At 63.0% G+C, this 19,553-nt stretch carries 16 protein-coding genes; 14 read left to right on the forward strand and 2 right to left on the reverse strand.

Features of this window, described 5'->3' with window-relative positions:
• Window positions 1–18 precede the first annotated feature (18 nt).
• The 7 genes from era (at window position 19) to PLU72_02650 (ending at window position 7,726) form a co-directional block, all read left to right on the forward strand.
• On the forward strand, window positions 19–933 hold the full coding sequence (era, locus tag PLU72_02620) for a GTPase Era (protein HOT27054.1): 915 nt from the start codon (window positions 19–21) through the stop codon (window positions 931–933).
• A gap of 16 nt (window positions 934–949) precedes the next feature.
• Window positions 950–2,632, forward strand: a complete 1,683-nt coding sequence (locus PLU72_02625) for a HEAT repeat domain-containing protein (GenBank protein HOT27055.1) — start codon at window positions 950–952, stop codon at window positions 2,630–2,632.
• Between the two features lie 3 nt (window positions 2,633–2,635).
• On the forward strand, window positions 2,636–4,030 hold the full coding sequence (locus PLU72_02630) for a sigma-54 dependent transcriptional regulator (protein HOT27056.1): 1,395 nt from the start codon (window positions 2,636–2,638) through the stop codon (window positions 4,028–4,030).
• A gap of 224 nt (window positions 4,031–4,254) precedes the next feature.
• Window positions 4,255–4,704 carry a PTS sugar transporter subunit IIA gene (locus tag PLU72_02635; GenBank protein ID HOT27057.1) on the forward strand — a complete coding sequence of 150 codons (450 nt, stop codon included), beginning with the start codon at window positions 4,255–4,257 and terminating at the stop codon, window positions 4,702–4,704.
• Window positions 4,705–4,730: 26 nt separating this feature from the next.
• Window positions 4,731–5,198 carry an ATP-binding protein gene (locus PLU72_02640; GenBank protein ID HOT27058.1) on the forward strand — a complete coding sequence of 156 codons (468 nt, stop codon included), beginning with the start codon at window positions 4,731–4,733 and terminating at the stop codon, window positions 5,196–5,198.
• A gap of 8 nt (window positions 5,199–5,206) precedes the next feature.
• The gene (gene ndk, locus PLU72_02645) at window positions 5,207–5,677 is read left to right on the forward strand and encodes a nucleoside-diphosphate kinase (protein ID HOT27059.1); all 471 of its coding nucleotides are present in this window, start codon (window positions 5,207–5,209) and stop codon (window positions 5,675–5,677) included.
• 444 nt (window positions 5,678–6,121) lie between these two features.
• Window positions 6,122–7,726, forward strand: coding sequence for a hypothetical protein (locus tag PLU72_02650; GenBank protein ID HOT27060.1), 1,605 nt, complete (start codon window positions 6,122–6,124; stop codon window positions 7,724–7,726).
• Here PLU72_02650 and PLU72_02655 read toward each other — a convergent pair.
• The gene (locus PLU72_02655) at window positions 7,684–9,162 is read right to left on the reverse strand and encodes a FapA family protein (GenBank protein ID HOT27061.1); all 1,479 of its coding nucleotides are present in this window, start codon (window positions 9,160–9,162) and stop codon (window positions 7,684–7,686) included. The genes PLU72_02650 and PLU72_02655 overlap by 43 nt on opposite strands.
• Window positions 9,163–9,193: 31 nt before the next feature.
• Window positions 9,194–11,587 (reverse strand): Ig-like domain-containing protein, encoded by a 2,394-nt coding sequence (locus PLU72_02660; protein HOT27062.1) that lies wholly within the window; start codon window positions 11,585–11,587, stop codon window positions 9,194–9,196.
• A 487-nt stretch (window positions 11,588–12,074) separates the two neighbouring features.
• Here PLU72_02660 and PLU72_02665 point away from each other — a divergent pair, with 487 nt between their 5' ends.
• The 7 genes from PLU72_02665 to PLU72_02695 are packed head-to-tail and all read left to right on the forward strand — an operon-like array spanning window position 12,075 to window position 19,357.
• A complete protein-coding gene (locus PLU72_02665) occupies window positions 12,075–12,686 on the forward strand; it encodes a hypothetical protein (protein ID HOT27063.1) in 612 nt (203 codons plus the stop codon).
• 9 nt (window positions 12,687–12,695) lie between these two features.
• Entirely contained in the window at window positions 12,696–13,400 is a 705-nt protein-coding gene (locus PLU72_02670; GenBank protein HOT27064.1) for a hypothetical protein, read from the forward strand.
• The gene (locus tag PLU72_02675) at window positions 13,397–15,136 is read left to right on the forward strand and encodes a V-type ATP synthase subunit A (GenBank protein ID HOT27065.1); all 1,740 of its coding nucleotides are present in this window, start codon (window positions 13,397–13,399) and stop codon (window positions 15,134–15,136) included. The genes PLU72_02670 and PLU72_02675 overlap by 4 nt, the downstream gene beginning before the upstream one ends.
• Window positions 15,129–16,463, forward strand: a complete 1,335-nt coding sequence (locus PLU72_02680) for a V-type ATP synthase subunit B (GenBank protein ID HOT27066.1) — start codon at window positions 15,129–15,131, stop codon at window positions 16,461–16,463. Before PLU72_02675 ends, PLU72_02680 begins: the two co-directional genes overlap by 8 nt.
• A gap of 18 nt (window positions 16,464–16,481) precedes the next feature.
• Window positions 16,482–17,096: a V-type ATP synthase subunit D gene (locus PLU72_02685; GenBank protein ID HOT27067.1), complete on the forward strand. Its 615-nt coding sequence runs from the start codon at window positions 16,482–16,484 to the stop codon at window positions 17,094–17,096.
• On the forward strand, window positions 17,093–18,847 hold the full coding sequence (locus PLU72_02690) for a hypothetical protein (protein ID HOT27068.1): 1,755 nt from the start codon (window positions 17,093–17,095) through the stop codon (window positions 18,845–18,847). Before PLU72_02685 ends, PLU72_02690 begins: the two co-directional genes overlap by 4 nt.
• Window positions 18,848–18,859: 12 nt before the next feature.
• Window positions 18,860–19,357 (forward strand): V-type ATP synthase subunit K, encoded by a 498-nt coding sequence (locus PLU72_02695; GenBank protein ID HOT27069.1) that lies wholly within the window; start codon window positions 18,860–18,862, stop codon window positions 19,355–19,357.
• Window positions 19,358–19,553 lie beyond the last annotated feature (196 nt).

The raw sequence follows: 19,553 nt of genomic DNA on the forward strand, positions 1-19,553 counted from the left end.
CCGCCGAAGGAGACGACCATGAGCGAAGGAAACAAGGAAACCAGATTCGGCGCCGTCGGCGTCTTCGGCCGGGCGAACGCCGGCAAGTCGACGCTGGTGAACGCCCTCGTGGGCGAGAAAGTGTCGATCGTCTCGAAACGCCCGCAGACCACGCGGCGCAGGATCCTCGGCATCCTTACGGAAGGGGTCTCGCAGGTCGTCTTCTGCGACACGCCGGGCCTTCACGCGATCAAAAATCGCCTCGACGCCTTCATGGCGCGCGAGATCGAGGCGACCGCCGAGGGGCTCCAGGGTGCGTTGTATCTGGTCGATCTGACGGACATCAGCCCCGAAGAGGATGCGGCCCATCTGAAGGATCTCCTTGCCTGGCTCGGGAGCGATGTGCCGCTGTATCTGGTCCTGACGAAACTCGACGAGCGGAAAAAAGCCGATCCCGACGGCGTCGCCAAAGAATACGCGGCGTTCGCGTCGTTCGCAGGCACGTTCAGCGTATCGGCGGAAAAAGGCACCGGTCTCGGCCGGCTGAAGAAAGCCGTGTTCGACGTGCTCGTGCCGAGCCCGCACGCCTACGACGGCGAACTTTTCACGTCCCAGACCGAGCGGGAGATCGCCGAGGAGACGATCCGCGAGGTCATTCTCGAGAAGTATTATCACGAGGTTCCTCACTCGGTTGCCGTGCTGGTCGAGCAGTTCAAGGAGCGGGAGAACGGAAAGACGTTCATCGAGGCCCATCTCGTCATCGAACGGGAAAGTCACCGCAAGATCCTTCTCGGTCACGAGGGAGAAGGAATCAAGGCGATCGGTTCTCTCGCCCGCGAACGGTTGAACGGGATTCTCGGGCGTGATATTTATTTACAGCTTTGGATCAAGGTGCGCCCGAACTGGCGCAAGCAGGATGCCTGGGTCCGGAACCTGGGTTATCGCGACCGGTGACGGGAAAGGAACGCAGATGAACTCGATTCTCATGGTGGTTGTCGCCGTTATCGTTATTCTGCTGGTCTTTGTCATGTTTTCCCTTGACGACCAGGAAGAGTATACGGTCGACGAGAATCCGGCCCGGCCCGAATCCGAAGACGCCGGCGCGATGAACGCCGCATCGGCGGCGGCTGGACAGGCAGGAGGGGCGCCGAACGAACCGCCGGGCGTGTCCCGGGAGGCGGGTGTCGACGTTCCCCCGCAGGCCGTTTCGGCCGCGGCGCGACAACGCCGGTTCAAGGCGGAACAGGCCGGGGACGCACGTTCCCTGGCCGATATCGACAGCGTCCAGGTCGGCTCGGAAGAGGATCTGAGATATCGTCTCCTCCTCGATGACCAGGTGCCGCCGCCCACCGAGGTTTCCGTGAAACAGGGCGTGGCCGTCATCGTCCAGATCCGGCTTCCGGAGGAGCTCCAGACCGACCAGGAAACCTGGGCCCAGACCTTGGCGAGCGTCGAGGCGATCCTGTCGCCCGAGAAGGCGCCGTTCCCCTACAGCGTCTACCTGACCAGTCAATTCGACCACCTGTGGCTGTTCGGCATCGACGAGGAGCGTGACGACCCGGTGTTCGAAGCGATCGTCTGCGCGTTCGATGCCGTACGTCGGTTCAAGAAGGCTCTCGAGTCCCAGCCCGCCCTCCAGGCGGCCAGAGCCAGACTCTCCGTCGGCATTTCCAGCGGAAAAATCGCCCGCATCAAGCGCGGCCCGCTCGGTCCCGTTTCCCATGCGGGAAAGGCGGTCTATACGGCCGAGGCGCTTTCCGAGGTCGCCGGCGATTTCATGATCTACGTGGATGACGACGTCCACCGCCTCGCCATTCCGCTGTTCGACTTCCGCGAGTGGAAACCGATCAAACTGCGGCCGGCGCTTCCGCCGATCCCGTTCTACGAAGTCATGGGCTGGAACAAGAAGGAAGAGATGTTCGCCTTCGCCTCGCACAAGGAATCCTACGCGCGCCGAGCCGTCGCCGTGGCGTTCCGATATCTCGAGTTCGACGATATGGGACCGCTGATCAACCTGATGAACGACGCCGACGAGAAGGTTGTTCTCGAGACCCTCGCAACCCTCGCCGAGATCGGCGACCCCCGCGGCATGGGGATGCTCAAGAAGATCCTTCCCGAAGCCCGCGACCCGATGGTGCGGAGCGGCATTCTCAAAGCGTTCGGCGGGATCGGCAGTTCCGAGGTGATCCCCTTGCTGAAGGCGTCGATGAAGGATGCCCACTGGCTGGTGCGCTACCAGGCGGTGCTCTCGATGGCCCGTCTCGGCGGTAGCGATGCGCTCAAGCACATCGAGGAACTGGCGAGTGACGACGACGGCGCCGTCCGGGCCGCGGTCCATCAGGTGAAATACCTGGAAACCCAGAACAAGGCCGATCTCGATGCCCTCAACGAGCTGCTGGGCGATCTTTCGGGCCGGGCGCGCAAGGCCGCCGCCGAAGCTCTGATCAAGATCGGCACCCGCGAAGCCCTCTCGATGGTCGCGCGGTCCTTCCATCAGCAGGAACCGGGCCTGTGCAGGCACATCCTCCGGCTTCTCATGGAATGCCGCTCGCAGAGCCTCTACCAGACGTTCCTCACGCTCTTCCAGCACTCGGGCGAGAAACTGCGGCCCGAAATCGTCGCGGCCGTGCGTCGCGCGCGGCTCGTGGGCTGATTCATGGCCATTGAGATTCTCGTTGTCGACGATGAGGACATGATCCGGTGGACCCTCCGGGAGTCCCTGGAAGCCGAGGGCTACAAGATTTTCGATTTCCCGAACGGCCGGGATTTCATCCGCTACTTCTCTGAAAAAGGCGGAGATATTATATTGCTTGATGTTCGATTGCCGGACGCGAACGGCCTCGATCTCCTGCTGGAAATCAAGCAGCTCGATCCGAACGTTCCCGTCGTCGTGATGACGGCGTTCGGCGACGTCGAGACGGCCGTGACCGCGATGAAACGCGGGGCATACGATTATCTCTCCAAGCCCTACAACCTGGCGGAAGTGAATCTTCTCATCAGGAAGATCGTCGAGACGTCGCTGCTGAAAAATCAGCTGCAGTACATTCGCGAGCGTGTCGAAAACAACTTCGCGCAGATTCTCGGCGACAACCTGAAAATCAAGCAGCTGCGCGACCACATCGCGATGGCGGCCCAGAGCGACCGGACGACGGTGCTGATCCGGGGCGAGTCCGGAACCGGCAAGGAGCTGGTCGCCCGCCAGATCCACCAGCAGAGCACCCGGGCCGGCCAGCCTTTCATCGACGTGAACGCCGCCGCCGTTACAGGCACCCTGCTCGAATCCGAGTTGTTCGGTCACGAAAAAGGCGCGTTCACAGACGCCCAGCGGCAGAAAAAAGGCTTCTTCGAGCTGGCCGACAGGGGAACCCTCTTCCTCGACGAGATCGGCGATCTCGATCCGAATCTGCAGGCCAAGCTGCTGCGCGTCCTCCAGGAAAAACGCTTCCGGCGCGTTGGCGGCTCGACCGACATCTCGGTCGATGTCCGCATCATCGCCGCCACCAACGCCGATCTCGAGCGGGCCATGGAAGACGGTCGCCTGCGCCGCGACCTGTTCTACCGGCTGAACGTCTTCACCGTCTTCCTGCCTCCCCTTCGGGAACGCCAGGACGACATCCTGCTGCTCGCCCGCGCATTTCTCGACCAGTTCCGCCGCGAATTTTCGAAGGATATCTCCGGCTTTTCACCGGAGGCCTGCGAGATCCTTCAGAAATACGCGTTCCCGGGCAACGTGCGCGAGTTGAAGAACATCATCGAGCGTGCGACCCTTCTCGAAACGACGAACAAGATCAGACCCGTCAGCCTTCCCGAGGAAATGCGGAGCTGGCGTGGGCCCGCCATGACCCAGGCGCCTGTGTTGCCGTCCGACCGGCCCTGGAAAACCCCCGGGTTCAATCTCAAGGAATACGTGGATTCCGTTGAGAAACGGATCGTGCAGGACGTGATCAGGGAGTGCGAAGGCAAAAAAGGTGAGGCGGCCAAACTCCTCGGCTTGACCAGGTTCGCCCTGCGACACCAGTTGAAAAAGCACGGTCTCGATGAAGAGGGCTGAAAACGCATTGAATCGCGATGGGCGCAAGGCCGCTCCTCTGTATGCGGCGTTCCGGGATGGTACGTTTTCCGGAAAGAGGATGTGTGAAAAAAACACGAGAGAGGAGGGATGTGAAAAAAATACACGTATCCGGCGTGAAAAAGATTGTACATCACGTATTCCAAACTTGGCATGAATCCTGCTTGAACAAAGACAGCAATCGAGCCTACGCAGGAGAAAAAAAGATGATATCGGAACTGCTCCAGGAAAACTTCATCAATCTCGATCTCGACGCCGGTTCCAAGAACGATGCGATCGCGAGCCTCTCGACGATGCTTTCGTCATCGGGCAAGGTCGTAGATAGCACCTCCTTCGTTCGGGCCGTTCTCGACCGCGAGAAGCTCGGAAGTACCGCGATCGGTTCCGGGATCGCCATTCCTCACGCCCGTGCCAACACGGTCAACGAAGTGTCCATCGCTTTTGCCCGCTGTGGAAAAGGCGTCGACTTCAACTCCGTAGACGGTGACCCCGTTCATCTGATCTTCCTGCTTGCCGCACCCATCGAGTCCGGCAGCCTGTATCTCAAACTTCTGGCGCGCATCTCTCGCCTTCTTCGCTACCAGGATCTCATCGAAGAACTGAAGAAGGCTCAGACGAAAGAAGACGTCATCCGCATCATCGCGTCGAAGGAATGATCCGGCGAAGCCGGAGGGGTACGGGTATGACGCTCGTTCAGGCATACGAAGCCGGCGAAAGCAGCACGGTCAGCATGTCCCCGGAGGGCCTGTCTGTTCACATGCGCATCCCTGCCGAACGGATGTACATGGCGAACGCGGTGCTGACGCTTCGCGAAATCTGCGACCATCTCTGCCTTTCCCCAGAACGCACCAACCGGGTCGTTCTGGTACTCGAAGAGGCGCTGATGAACTCGATCGAGCATGCCTACAACGGTGACGGCGGCTTCATCGATCTGCAGTTTTCGATCGAGGGTCCGGAATTCGTGATTGTCGTCGAAGACTTCGGCAACGGTATGGTCCATGACGTCGACATCGATTCGCTCGAGGCTTCCGATCTGCTGTTCGAGCGCGGGCGCGGACTGTGCATCATGAAAGGCATCTCCGACAGGGCCGTCGTCCAGTCGAGTTCCCGCGGCACGCGGGCCACGATGCTTTTTCAGCTCCACAACTGAGAGGAAGAATGACCACAGACAACATCAGGGAACGAACCTTCGTTCTTATCAAGCCTGACGGCATCCAGCGCGGCAAAGCGGGAGAGATCATCTCCCGCTTTGAGTCTAAAGGGCTGAAAATCGTCGGCATGAAAATGGTTCGCATCACCGGCGAACAGGCCGAGCGCCAGTATGCCTGCCACAAGGGAAAGGCGTTCTACGAGTCGCTCGTCGCCTTCATGCTTTCCGGGCCGTGCCTGGCGCTTGTGCTCGAAGGCCGAAACGCCATCGATATTGTCCGCAAGCTGATGGGAGCGACCAATCCGCTCGCGGCCGAACCCGGCACCATCCGGGGCGATATGGCCCTGGACACCAAGCACAACCTCGTCCACGGTTCCGATTCGCAGGCCAGTGTCGACCTCGAAACGCCGATCTACTTCGCGCCGAGCGAACTCTTCGAATACGATCTCGCGACCAGGGACTGGCTGTATTACACCTGAATCCGCCCTGACAATCTGATCCACCACGCGGGAGGGGCTGACCTGCCTCTCCCGTTTTTTCTTCCCCGAGCGCTTTACGAAGCGCCCGAAAATGCGTTTTTTCCTCCGTGTCTGGTATGTGTGTTTCACTTTGAGAACCAATCCGCAGATGACGCTGATGAAGCAGATTTCGCAGATGAAACCCTGAAAACCTTCTTGCCCCGGCGTTTCCCATCCCTGGCGAAAAAAAGCTCGCTTCAGACGTTCGCTCTTATCTGCTCTTCATCAGGTTTTACATCTGCCCTCCATCTATGGGTACATTCCTGAAAACCTCGTTTTTACAACGGAGTGTCTCCATGACTCTGTGATTCGTTGTTGTTTCAACATACCGGGCATGAGGGGAAACTCATGCGCTCGTTCTGGTAGGGCCTTGCATTGAAGGCGGCGATCAGGCATCATGCGGACATGCGCCTGTTCCGCCTCATGCTCGGATTGGTTCTCGTCGTTCTGTTCGCCGCTCTTGGCGCATGGGGCGCGCTGTCGTCGGCCGCCGGGAACGAGTATGTCGTGCGCTGGGGGGCGATGATGGCCGCTCAGAACCTCGATGCCGACATGCAGCTCGGACGGGTGACCGGAACGGTGCTGGAAGCCCTGCGCATCGACGGCGTCCAGGGAATGGTGCGTCGCTCGCGGACGGGATTCGTGGCGGGGCCGGTCGAAATCTCGTTCAACCTGCGCCAGGCCCCACGGCGCGGTCTCGTCATCGGGACGCTCGATTGCCCCTGGCTCAAACTGTGGGGAGGAGTGCCGGTGCCGCCCTGGTTTGGCGCTTTGCCGGAACTGCCGCCGCCGACGTGCCAGGCCGATCTGAAACTTCCGGTCGGCATCGACCGTGTCCGCCTCGGCCGCATCGACTGGATGCCGGCGGCATCGGGGCCGGTCGAGGTCACGATCGCATCGTTCGCGATCGACCCGGCATCACGGACGAACGGTCTCCAGCCCGTCTCGTTCTCACTGTCGGTCCGATTCAAAGGCGCCGAGTTCGCCGCCGCGGCCTTCGATGGACACCTGGCTTCGACCAGGGCGGCTCTGTCTGGAAAAATAGAAGGAAATATATTTGGCTTTCCCGTCGATAGCGGACTGAAGGTATCGGTGAAACGGGACGGCGTCTTCGCCGAGGGGACGCTTGCCGAAATGCGGGTCGATCTGACGGTGCTGTCGAAATGGCTCAGTCCGCTCTGGCGGGACACCGTGCCGCTCTTCGTGAACGGACGGGTCACCGCGGGAGGGACTTGGATGGTCCAGCCGAAGATCGGCTTCGCGGGCCGGTTCCAGGGACGATTCGACCGCGTCGTGTTCGTGCTGACAGGGTTCAATCTGCCGCTCGCCGAGCTGAACGCCCCCTGGAAATTCTTCGACGACAAACTGCACATCGAGAATGAAAACAGCCGGTTCATCGGGTTCCCCGCCTCCTTCAGCGGAGCCGTCGCGCTTGCGGCCGGGCTGAAACCCGACTGGGGCATCGAAGCCCGGGTTGCCGATCTTCCCCTGGCCGAACTCATCGCAACCCTGCCGTGGGCGGTGCGGTATGGATACGGCGTTCCCTACCTGGCCGGCCTGGCAAGCATGACCGCCCGCTTCGACGGAACCGCGCCCGGCATCCTCGTCAACGCGACGGCGCTGGTGGCCCGGCAAACCGGATCCGCCGCAACGTCGAGCGTGTCGATTCGCTACCGCCACGCGGCCGGGCAGCCGGACCGCTGGGATCTCGAATCCCGATGGACGGCTGAATCCGTTATGCCGAAAGGTTTTGCAGGACTCCCCGTGCGGACCGCCCCTTCGGGAGAACCGTTGCGGACGCCGTTCGAGTTCCGCTTCGAGGGGCACGGGACGCATGTCGACAAGCTCGATGCGAGGCTGGGCATTCTCTGGAACGAATCCTCCGCCTGGGAAGCAACGGGGCTCCTCGAAGGGCATACGTGGGAGGGCGTCGTTGCCGGACCGGAAGGCACACCGGTGGCGCTCCCTCAGGGCCTCGGCCTGGTCGACTTCCTGCTGCCGGGGATGTAAGGCGTGAATTCGATCCGCTCCTCCGGGATTTTCTGGTAAAACGTCAGGAGTGAACGGTCCGAATCGATGGTCATGCGCGATGCCCGGATCGAGAGAATGACGCCCTGCCGGAACACGCCGGCCGAGATCGTCGAGCGGGTTTCCTCGAGCAGGACGAGGGCGAGGTCGGCTTTTTTCAGTTCGAGCTTGGTGATCTGGTCGCTCAGGCTGGCGACCTTGTGTTCGAGGCTGGTCCGAAGCGGCTCCGCCTTGCCAGGCGGCAGTTTTTCCGGAAAGTTCTTCACGAACAGCAGGTTCTTTTCGGCCTCGTAATGCTGGCGCCGGATGTCGTTGATGATCTTCACGACCAGGTTCAGTCGGCTGAGGGCGGTGTGCGAAACGCCGCAGGAGACGCGGGTTTCAACGCCGACGGCGTTTCCCAGCTCGCCTGCGGTGATCGAGCGGAAGGAGATGAGCTCGCCGCCGCTGAGCGACTTTTCGATCATGACCTCGCCGTTCACGTTGATGCGCGAATTGAGGGCTGAGCGCAGGAAGAGGTCGCCCTGCACCGTGAGGCAGGCGTTTTCAGCGTACAGCGCGCGAAGGTTGCCGAACACCTTCACTTCGTTCTTGTCTTCGACCTTCCCGGCCGTGCCGAGAATGCCCTTGCCCACGTCGAGATCGCCCCCGACGGTGACGCGGGTGCCCGCCTCGATCATGCCGTCGACGCGCAGGTTCCCGGTCACGGTCACGGAAAACCCGTACCGGATCGAACCGCGCACGACGAGCGAGCCCTTGAAGCTGATGTGGCCGGTACCGAAATCGACGTCGCCCGGAATGACCATGACAGGAGTGACATGCACCGTGACCGAGTTCATCCCGGACTCGACGGTCAGCTGGCCTTCGCAGGCCGCCCGGGCGATGTCGTTCGTTCCGTCGGACTTCAGGACGACGTTGCGCCCCGCCACGACCCGTTTGTCCTTGCCGGGAACGGCGGGAATCGGCTTGCCGAAGACCGAGTGGCCCGACTCGCCCTTCGTGGCCGGCCGCTTCACCAGGATGATCTCGTCGGTCGAGACGCTGCGGAACAGGTCGCGCGTCTTGAAGTCCAGCGTTCCGTCCGGGCGCGTCAGGTGCTCCATCGACGGCCGGGGCACGAGGATGTCGATATGCGCCGGTTCGCCGTCGAGCGGTTGTATTCCTGTTGCTATTTTTCTCGGCGGAAACGTGATGCGCCGTGCGATGAGGCGCGGAAGCTCGTTCGTGACGAAACCCCGATCGAGCCCGAACAGGATGCGCTCGTTGAGGGCGTTCTGGATGGTCAGACAGGCGGCTTTGTCATCGAACGAATCGGGAAACGACTCGATAGAGAGGTAGGCTTCCGTCTCGAGCCGGTTCGTCGTCAGGGAAAGGGAAAAACCGGGAAGTTCCCGTGCGAGGAAGGTTCCCGGTTCCATGCGGTGGGGGATGCCTGCCGGCAAAGCCGGATCAGCCGGCCCGCGAGCCGTTGTTCAGGCCGACCCGCCGTTCGACGTCGGCGATGCTGACGCCCTGGCTGGACAGGAAGTTCTCGAACCAGGCCGTATCGACGCTGAACGAGCGCAGTTCGCCGCGGAACGCGATGATCAATTGCTCGAGTTCGACCAGGTCGCCGACCCGGAGCTTGGTTTTCTGCTGGCCGCTCATGGAGCGCAGGTTGTCGAGAGCGGACCGGACGGCGCTCGCGAACTCGTACCGGGTCACCTTCGAGGCATCGTAGAACGGCATGCCGGGCAGGAGCCCCTTCGAGATCACGCGCTTGAGCGACTTGAACACCCAGTGGTTCGCCGGCACGTAGACGAAACCGGTTCCGGCCGAGCCGGCGGACGTGGTCATACGGGCGGCGGCGGCCGACTGGGGCATCGGGGCGCGACCATCGGCCAGCGGGATGTAGAACGCCGAGTCGGCCTCGGCGGCACGGGGCCGGGCGAGAGTTGCTCTGCGGGCCTGGCGCTCGTTCTGCGTTGTGAACTGCCACGAATAGCGGGCGACGAGTTGCTCGCCCGATTGGCTCTTGATCTTGTCGCTGATGAGAACCTTGTACTGCGTATCCGCGTCGAGAGGGGCGGCGGGAATGAAGACTGCGCGTTTCTGGCGGCCGTCGTAGGACACGCGCCCTTCGACACGCTCCTGGCGGCCGAAAACCGAGATGTTGATCGGGTTCACGGTACTCTGCTGGGCGGGTTCGCTGAAGTGAATGACGATCTTGGCGTTGCGGGCGACCTGCTCGGCGTTTGCCGCCGGCAGAATCCCGGTCACCTTGAAGGTGGAGAGGGCTTCGCGGGGCGCAGCCTTGCGGGGAACGGCGGTTCTCGCCGCCTTGCGGGGAGCGGGGGCGCTCCAGTCGGCGTCCGCTTCCATGGCGGCGTTGTTCCCGGCGGGAGCCGCTTCGTCATCGAAGCCTTCCAGTTCCCTGGATTCCTGGATCGTTTCGCGCATCACCGGTTGGGCGCGGCGGGGAGCCGCCTGTTTCGCGGCGGCGGGCGCGCGGCGCACGGGCGCCGCGGCAAACGCTTCGGGCATGGCGGGAGCCGCGGCGGGCGAGGTGGTCGCGAAGGTTGCGGCGAGGGCGTTCTGCAGCGGGCGGCCGGTCATGTCGGTCACGCCCTGGGTGATGATCACGCGATACGAGCGGTTTGCGTCGAGCACGCCGACGGGGGTGAGCACCGCGCGTTTCTGGCCGCTCAGATACTGGATCTTCGCGGGCACCGGGCCGAAATCGTCTTCGACCCGGAAGGTGAACTCGTTCAGGGTTTCAGGCCGGACTTCCTGGTTGAAAGCCACCGTCACCGGTTGGCTGAGATTGGTGACGACGGCGCCGCTTTGCGGCGACATGCCGACCAGTTTCAGGGGAATCGCCGCCTGCATTGCGACGTCGCCGTAGGCGTCGGCCGCGGGGGCGTCGAACGATGCGGTGTTCACCAGGCCCTGGCGGCGCGCCGGAGCAGCGACCGGCAGAGCGGCGTCGCTGGGCGCTTCCTCGAGAACGTTGTCGGGAACGACCACGTCGACGCTGCCAGAACCGCTTCCGCCGATGCGGAAGGGAATGATGGTGTTCTTCGGAAGCCTGGCACCCGAGCTTCCCGCGAGCGTCTGGCTGATGGCGATGCCATACTCGTTGCCGGACTTCAGGGGCTGGCGGGGAACCAGCGTCAGGGTCTTCAGGTCGCGCGACAGGCGGTAATCGACGCCGACCGTTTCCCGGTTACACATCAGTTTCACCGGGGCGTCCTTGAGGGAAGTGATGTCAAGCGCTTCGCTGAAGCTGACTTCGAGAGGATTCTGCGGGTTGATCACGCCGCTGGACATGTTTGCGTTGGTGATCAGCAGTCTCGCCGCAGCTGCGCCGCCCATGGGGGCGGACATCGCGGCAGCCCCGGCGGCCTGCATCGGAGCGTTCACGGCATTCTGCGCGCCGGCCGAGCGCTGGCTCCCGGAGGAAGAAACGCGGAAGTTCCACATCTTCTCGGCCGTTCCGCTCACGCCGTCGCCGAAACTGAGCTGGGCGGTGTACATCTGGCCCGGCTGAAGACCTGCCTTGGGCTTGAACATCACCTGGCGGGCGGAGGGATTGTAAAACAGCTCGCCGTCGACGGGCTGGCCGTTTTTGAACAGGTTGAGATTGATCGTCTGGTAGAACGCCTGCGAAAGAGCCCCGCCGAACTCGACCGTCAGGGGGGTGGTGGCCGAAACGTCGGAGGCCATATCTGCCGGAACGGTCTTGACGACCTGGACCGCCTGGCCTGCGTTCGCCTGCATACCGAACGCGGCTGAGGCGTGCAGAGCGGGACCGGCACCTACCAGCAGAGCTCCCAGGACGACGGCTCGAATTCCACGGTTCATGAATAACCTCCTCGAAAGGTCCAGACGATTCGGTATCATCATCGGCAAAATCGATCGCAACCTTTACCCCATTGTCCGCGTTCGGGATGATCTCCACAGTATTTCGCCATTGCGCTGTAGGAGCGGGTTTGAAACCAGCCCCTACAGACGATTGAAGAATGAAGGGACATCAAAAGTCTTATTGAGTCCTGCGTATCAAAAACCAGCTTCGTGTCCCCGTTCGTGCTGAGCTTGTCGAAACACGAACAACCACTTGCTGATGGTTCCTCATTTTGCCCTACGACAGGCTCAGGGCGAACGGTTGGTTTTCATTCTGCAGGACTCAATAGTCCCATAGGGATTTTGAGGCTATCGGACCCGCGGTTGCGATCGTTCGGGCACCCCCCCGGATTTGCCCTGAGAAGGGGGGGTATGGTATAAACCCCGAACCCGGTCATGATGTTCGCCCGGATTTCAAAGGCCGCAGGTCACCGAAGGAGTTTCCGCCATGGGTATCGATGTCGCAACCTTCACCAAGCAGCTTCGCGAAGACGGAATCGAAGCCGCCCGCCGCGAGGCCGAAAAGATCCTGGCCGATGCGAGGGCGAAAGCCGACCACGAAAAAGAGCAGGCCAGGGCCGCGGCCCGTCGTATGGTCCAGAAAGGGGAGGCCGAGATCGCCCGGCACCGGCAGAAGGTCGAGGCCGAGCTCAGGCTTGCCGCCCGTGACCTGGTTCTCGACGTCAAAAAGCGCCTGGAAAACCTGACGCGTGGCCTTCTCCAGCCGGTCGTCGCCGAAAAACTGTCGGCGGCGGACGTCGTCGAGTCCTCCCTCCGGGAACTCCTGAAAACCCAGAAGACCGGCCGCGAATGGGAGGCGGCGCTCGGCCCCGTCGTCGGTGCGAAACTGACCCAAGCCGCGCTGAGCGACCTGTTCAAAACCGCGGACGGCCGAGTGAAACTTGGCGAGACGCTCAAGTCGGCCGGATTCACCCTGCGCGACACCGCTTCCGGCGAAGTCATCGAACTGACCGAAACTTCGGTCGCCGACGCCTTCGGCCGTCTGATCGCGCCCCAGCTCCGCGCTCTGCTGGACAAGTCCGAAAACGCCGGAGCCTGAGTCGCAACCGTGAGCGCGCGACTCTACTACCTCCTTTCCGCCCTGCCGCCCCTGCCGGGGTTCGGCGAGCCGCCCCCGTGCAGCCTCGATGAGGTGCTTGCGGCCATGCGCGCCGAGGAAAACCCGGCGCTCGACATTCTCGCGGATTGCTTTTCCGTCGAACCGGCCCTGCGCGCAATGCAGAAAAGCCGCCTGGTGGGGCATCTGTCCGAGCCGCCGGCCGATCTGATGGAGCTTCTCCCCGACTGCATCCGGGAACGGGTCGCCGTCTGGCCGTCTCGGGAGGAGGAAGTCGCCTGGCACGAAAGCGTCTGCTTCGCCTGGTTCGAGTTCATGCGCCGGACGGGCCTCGTCATCGGATCCAGGCTGCTTCAGCGCTGGAGCGCGTGGGAAATGACCCTCGCCGTGTATCTGGCGAACGCCCGTGATACTGCGGAATCCGCCCCGGCAAAGGAACGCCCGGTTCCGCCCGAGGCCCCGGCCTTCGATTACGACGGGCTCGTGGCCGAATGGCACAACGCCGCCGACCCGATGACCGGCGAGCACAAGCTCGACGAGGCCCGGTGCGCCTTTCTCGCCTCGGAATCGACCCGCTACTCGTTCGAGATCGACGAACTCGTCTTCTACCTGTTGAAACTCAGGCTGTTGTCCCGGTATGCGGCTCTCGACCGGGCCACGGCGCTCAAGACACTCGAGGAGGTCACCGTCCTGTGAGCGTATCCGGACGCATCGTAACGATATTTGGAAATATGGTCACCGCCGAGTTCGACGGCGCTGTCCGGCAGAACGCCGTCGCTTACTGCCACCGCGCCGACGGGGTTCGGCTGATGGCCGAAATCATCCGCATCCGCGGGAACCGGGCCGACATGCAGGTCTTCGAGTTGACCCGCGGTCTCAAAGTCGGCGACACGGTCGATGTGACGGACGAGCTGCTCTCTCTCGAACTCGGGCCCGGGCTGCTTGGCCAGATCTACGACGGACTGCAGAACCCCCTGCCGGTGTTTGCCGAAAAGGTCGGCAAGTTCCTCGAGCCCGGCAACTACTTCAAGCCGCTGAACCGCGAGACGAGATGGGAGTTCACCCCCCTCGCGCAGGCCGGTTCGACCGTTCGCGCCGCCGACGCGCTCGGCAAAGTGCAGGAAAGCATCTTCGACCATTACATCTTCGCCCCGTTCGATCTCGAAGGCGAGTGGAAGCTCAAAAGCCTCGTCGGAGCGGGGTCCTACACGGTCGAACAGACGATCGCCGAACTCGAGGGCGCCGACGGGAAAACAATTTCGGTCAATATGATAAACCGCTGGCCCGTCCGCATCCCGCTGACGCACTACGCCGAGCGGCTTCTGCCCGTGACCCCCCTGGTCACGAAACAGCGCATCATCGACACCTTCTTCCCGATCACGCGCGGCGGCACCTACTGCATTCCCGGCCCGTTCGGCGCCGGCAAGACGGTGCTGCAGCAGATCACCAGCCGCCATGCCGAGGTCGACGTCGTCATCTCCGCGGCCTGCGGCGAGCGCGCCGGCGAGGTCGTCGAGACGCTGCGCGAGTTCCCGCACCTGACCGATCCGCGCACCGGCAAGACGCTGATGGAGCGCACGATCATCATCTGCAACACGTCCAGCATGCCCGTCGCGGCCCGCGAGTCCTCCGTCTACACGGCCGTGACGCTCGGCGAATACTACCGTCTCCAGGGGCTCCACGTGCTCCTGCTGGCCGATTCGACCTCCCGCTGGGCCCAGGCTCTGCGCGAGATGAGCGGCCGTCTCGAGGAGATCCCCGGCGAGGAGGCCTTCCCGGCCTATCTCGAAAGCTCCATCGCCCGCTTCTATGAACGCGGCGGCTCGGTGAAGCTGCGCGATGGTCGCGAGGCCTCGCTCACGATCGGCGGCGCCGTCAGTCCCGCCGGCGGCAACTTCGAAGAGCCGGTCACGCAGGGCACGCTCAAGGTCGTCGGCTCGTTCCTCGGTCTGTCATACGCCCGCTCCTACGCGCGCCGTTTCCCCGCGATCGACCCGCTCGAGTCCTGGTCGAAATACCATGGCATCATCGACGAGAAGAAGGTCGCCTGGGCGCGCTCGTTCCTGCGGCGCGGCCGCTCCGTTTTCGAGATGATGCAGGTCGTCGGCGAGGAAGGCACCTCGATGGACGATTACGTCGTCTACCTGAAGGGCGAGTTCCTCGATTCGGTGTATCTGCAACAGAACTCGTTTGATGAGGTTGACGCCGCCTGCCCCCCCGAGCGCCAGCAGGACCTGTTCGGCCGCGTCTGCCGCGTCCTCGGGCACGAATTCTCCTTCGCCAACAAGGACGAGGCCCGCGACACGTTCTTCACGCTCACCGAGCAGTTCCGCAACTGGAACTACGCGAAGAGCGGCTCGGATGCCATGAAGGATGCCGAAGCGAAGATCGCATCCTGCCTGCAGACCGACAAGGAGGCTGCCCATGCGTAAATACTACACCCGCATCGACCGCATCGCCGGAAACGTCGCCATGCTCAAGGCGACCAACGTCGGTTTCGAGGAACTCGCCATCATCGAGGGCCGCGTCGGCCGCTCGCTCGCCCAGGTCATCAAGGTGTCCGGCGAGGACGTTTCGCTCCAGGTCTTCTCGGGAACCCGCGGCCTGTCCACCGGCGACCGCGTGAGTTTCCTCGGCTCGGCGATGCGTTTCAGCTTCTCCGAAGACCTGTTCGGCCGCATCTTCACGGGCGGCGGCGAGCCGCGCGACGGCCGAAGCACGCTCACCGAGAACCTGATCGAGGTCGGCGGCCCGGCCGTCAACCCGGCCGTGCGCCTCATGCCCAGCCGCATGATCGCCACGAACATTCCGATGATCGACGTGTTCAACACCCTCGTCGAGGGCCAGAAGCTGCCGATCTTCTCGATTCCCGGCGAGCCTTACAACGAACTGCTCGCGCGCATCGCCCTCCAGGCCGAAGCCGACGTCATCGTGCTCGGCGGGATGGGCCTCAAATACGACGAATACCTGTTCTTCAAGCAGCGGCTCGAGGAGGGCGGCGCCCTCTCGCGCACCATCATGTTCGTCCACACCGCGTCCGACCCGGTCGTCGAGTGTATGCTCACTCCCGACATTGCCCTGACCGTGGCCGAACGGTTCGCCGTGCAGGGAAAGCGCGTGCTGGTGCTGCTGACCGACATGACGAACTTCGCCAACTCGCTCAAGGAGATCGCGATCACGATGGAGCAGATCCCGTCGAACCGCGGCTACCCGGGCGACCTGTATTCCCAGCTCGCCTCGCGGTACGAGAAGGCCGTCGTGTTCGACAACGGCGGCTCGCTCACGACAATGGCTGTCACCACGATGCCGGGCGACGACGTCACGCACCCGGTTCCGGATAACACCGGCTATATTACCGAGGGCCAGTTCTACCTCAAGGGCGGCTGGATCGAACCCTTCGGCTCGCTCTCGCGGCTCAAACAGCTCGTCAACGGCCGCACCCGCGACGACCACCGCGCCATCATGGACGGCTGCATCCAACTCTACTCGAAATGCCGCGAAACGCGTGAAAAGCGCGCCATGGGCTTCGAGATGTCGCCGTGGGACCTGAAACTGCTCAGATACGGCGAGCAGTTCGAGCAGCGGATGATGGATCTGTCGGTCAACAACACCCTCACCGTCGCCCTCGATCGGTGCTGGGAGCTTCTGGCCGAGGTGTTCGAACCGCGCGAGACCGGCATCCGGTCGGCGCTGTGCGAAAAATACTGGCCGAAGAAGACCGGCGCCGGTGTCGAGACCGCCGCCCCCGCCGCCCAGTAACGCCGGAGACCGTCGCAGATGGCTGAAAAGATCAAGAAGACCCGTCCGGAGCTGCTGAAGCAGAGACGGTCGCTGGCCCTGTTCCAGCGATTTCTGCCGACGCTTCTCCTCAAGAAACAGCAGATCCAGATGGAGATTCTGAAGGTACGCACGCAGCGCACGCGCATTCGGGACGAGATCGACCGCATGGTCCGCCAGATCGAGCCGTGGCTCATCCTTTTCAGCGAGGATCTGCCCGGCCGCGTCACGGATCTGGTGCGCGTGAAAAGCCTCGAGCGCGGCGAAATCAACGTCGCAGGCATCCGTCTGCCTGTTCTGCGGCAGGTCGAATACGAGGTCGCCCCCTACAGCCGGCTCGTGATGCCGGCCTGGGTCGACGCCGGCGTCGAGTTCGTGAAGAACCTCCTCCAGGAGCGAGAACGGCTCAGAATCCTCGTCGAGCAGGAACGACTGCTCCAGTCCGAGCTTCGCAAGGTCACCCAGCGGGTGAACCTCTTCGAAAAAGTGATGATTCCCCGCGCGAAGGAGAACATCCGCACGATCCGGATCAATCTCGCCGAGGAACAGACCGCGGGCGTCGGCCGCTCCAAGATCGCCAAGGGAAAATCCGCCGGCGGCGAGGAGGGCGCATGATTCAGGAAATGCGTCGCGTGTATATCGCGGCCCGCCAAGGTGATCGCCAGGCGGTTCTTGCGGCCCTGTTCGCCGCCGGGGTCGTGCATGTCGAACCGGCTCGCCCCGATGCGGTGAAGCCGTCCGCCGAACTGGCGCATGACTTGGCGCGTGGTGAGAAGGCCCTCCAGGCCATCGACGCCGTCGAGCCGGCCGTCGACACCGTTGCGGCGCCGCCGGGAACTCCGGCCCGGCTGATCGACGAGGTGCATGCCCAGCTCGTGCTGATCGAACGCCTCCACACGGACCGCCAGGAACTCAAACGCGAACTTGCCCAGGTGAAGCCCTGGGGCCGTATCAGCCAGACCGATCTGGAAAAACTCGCCGCGGCGGGCCTTACCGTCCGTTTTTGCACCTGCCCGGCGGCGTATGTTCAAGATTCTATATTTGCAGATATTGTGCATGAGGCCGGCGTGTCGGACGGCGTGTCTGCGTTGCTTGCCGTGAGCCGCGGTCCCGTCGAGGTCAGGCCGCCCGCGCAGGCGGTTCCCGTCCCGCCGCGGGACGCCTCGGAGATCGAGGCGGCGCTCGCCACTCTCAAGGAGGAGGAACGGCGCCTGTCCGGTCAGCTCCGCGAGCTCGCCATGCGCCGAGAGGACGTGCGGAGCTACCTGGCCGAGCTGAAAGAGCGCATCTCGTTCCAGAACGTCGAGGCCGGGCTTGCGGAAGAAGGTCCCGTCTTCATCATGCAGGGGTGGGTGCCCGCAAACCGGGTCGAGGCGCTTCACGCCGCTCTCGAGGGAACCCGGCTTCCCGTCGGCGTCGTGACCCAGGCGCCGGCGGACGACGAGGCGCCGCCGACGGCGTTCGCGAACTCGCCCTGGGTGCGCCCCATCGAGTGTCTGTTCTCCCTGCTCGGCGTTACGCCGGGGTATCGCGAGGCCGACATCAGCCCGGCGTTCCTGCCGTTCCTCACGATCTTCACCGCCATGCTCGTCGCGGACGCCGGATACGGCGTCGTGGCGCTCGTCGCCCTGCTGGCGGCTCGGAAACCCCTGATTTCGAGGGGCGTGCCGGAGCAGGTCCTGACGTTGTTCACGATCCTGTTCGCGGGCGTCGCCGGGTGGGGAGTGTTGACGAACGCCTGGTTCGGGGCGCCGCTGATGAACAAAGCGCTGATCCTGACCGGCGACCAGCAGAAGGACGAACTGTTCCTGAAGCAGCTGTGTTTTCTGATCGGCGCCGTTCACCTGACGGTCGCGCATGTCTGGAAGATCCGGCGCGCCGCGCTCGGCCTCGCGACGATCGCGGAAGCCGGGTGGGTGCTGTTCATCTGGGCGATGTGGGCGCTGGTCGAAGTGCTTGTGAACGGGAGCCCGGCGCCGTCCTGGATGCTGCCGCTGTTCGGCGTCTCCCTGGTCATGATCGTCCTGTTCACGGACTTTTCGTGGAACCTGTTCGCGGCGGTCGGCAAAGGACTTGGCGCCGTCGCCCTCAACGCGGCGGGCTTCCTCGGGGATATCATCAGCTATATTCGCCTCTGGGCCGTCGGGCTGGCCGGAGGCGTGCTGGCGGCGAGTTTCAACCAGATGGTGAAGCCGCTTCCCCTGCTGCTCGTGGCGGTCATCCTGGTCGCCGCCCACCTGCTGAACTTCGCGCTCGGTCTCGTCGCGATCTTCGCGCACGGGGTGCGGCTGAACCTTCTCGAGTTCTCGAATCATCTCGGTATGGAATGGACGGGCCGCGTATACGACCCGTTCGGCAAAAAGTAAGGAGCTGAAACCATGATTGAACTGCTTGGCAAGTTTGCGTGTGGTCTCGTTCTCGGCCTTGGCGGCATCGGAAGCTGTCTCGGCATCGTCTCTGCCGGCACGGCGGCGGCCGGCGCCTGGGCAAGCGAAGGAAAAGCGGGCAAGAACCTGTCGTTCCAGTACATCATCATGGTTGCGGCGCCCATCAGCCAGACGCTGTATGCGATGATCGTCATGCTGACCATGATCAAAGTCGCCGGCAACCCGGAAAACGCCCTGTTGTGCCTCGGCGTCGCCCTCGGAACCGGCATCATCGAACTCTTCTCCGCCTGGTATCAGGGCCTCATCGGCGCCGCCGGCATTCGCGCGATGGTCGAGAACGGCGGCAAGGGCTTCGGTCTGCTGATCATCGCCCTCGGCATCATCGAAACCGTCGGCATCTTCGGCATGGTGTTCGGCCTCCAGATTCTCAACTCGGATCTCGCCAAAGCAGCCATCACGGCCGGGGCCGCGGCGACAGGCGCCCAGTAAACTCCTTCCGGCGCAGCCGTTCCGGCTTCGCTCGATCAGATGCCGGGTTTTCCGCGAAAACGGAAAACCCGGCATCGTCGTTTTCGGTCGTGAAGGAAAAAAGTTGTCAAGATTGCACGAGATAGCATATAGTAGTGATTGAATGGAGCTTTTCTGCCGGTTGATCGTGCGCCGGCCGATCGGATACAACGCCACT

Source organism: Candidatus Ozemobacteraceae bacterium (assembly GCA_035373905.1).
In the GTDB taxonomy this organism is placed as follows: Bacteria; Muiribacteriota; Ozemobacteria; order Ozemobacterales; family Ozemobacteraceae; genus MWAR01.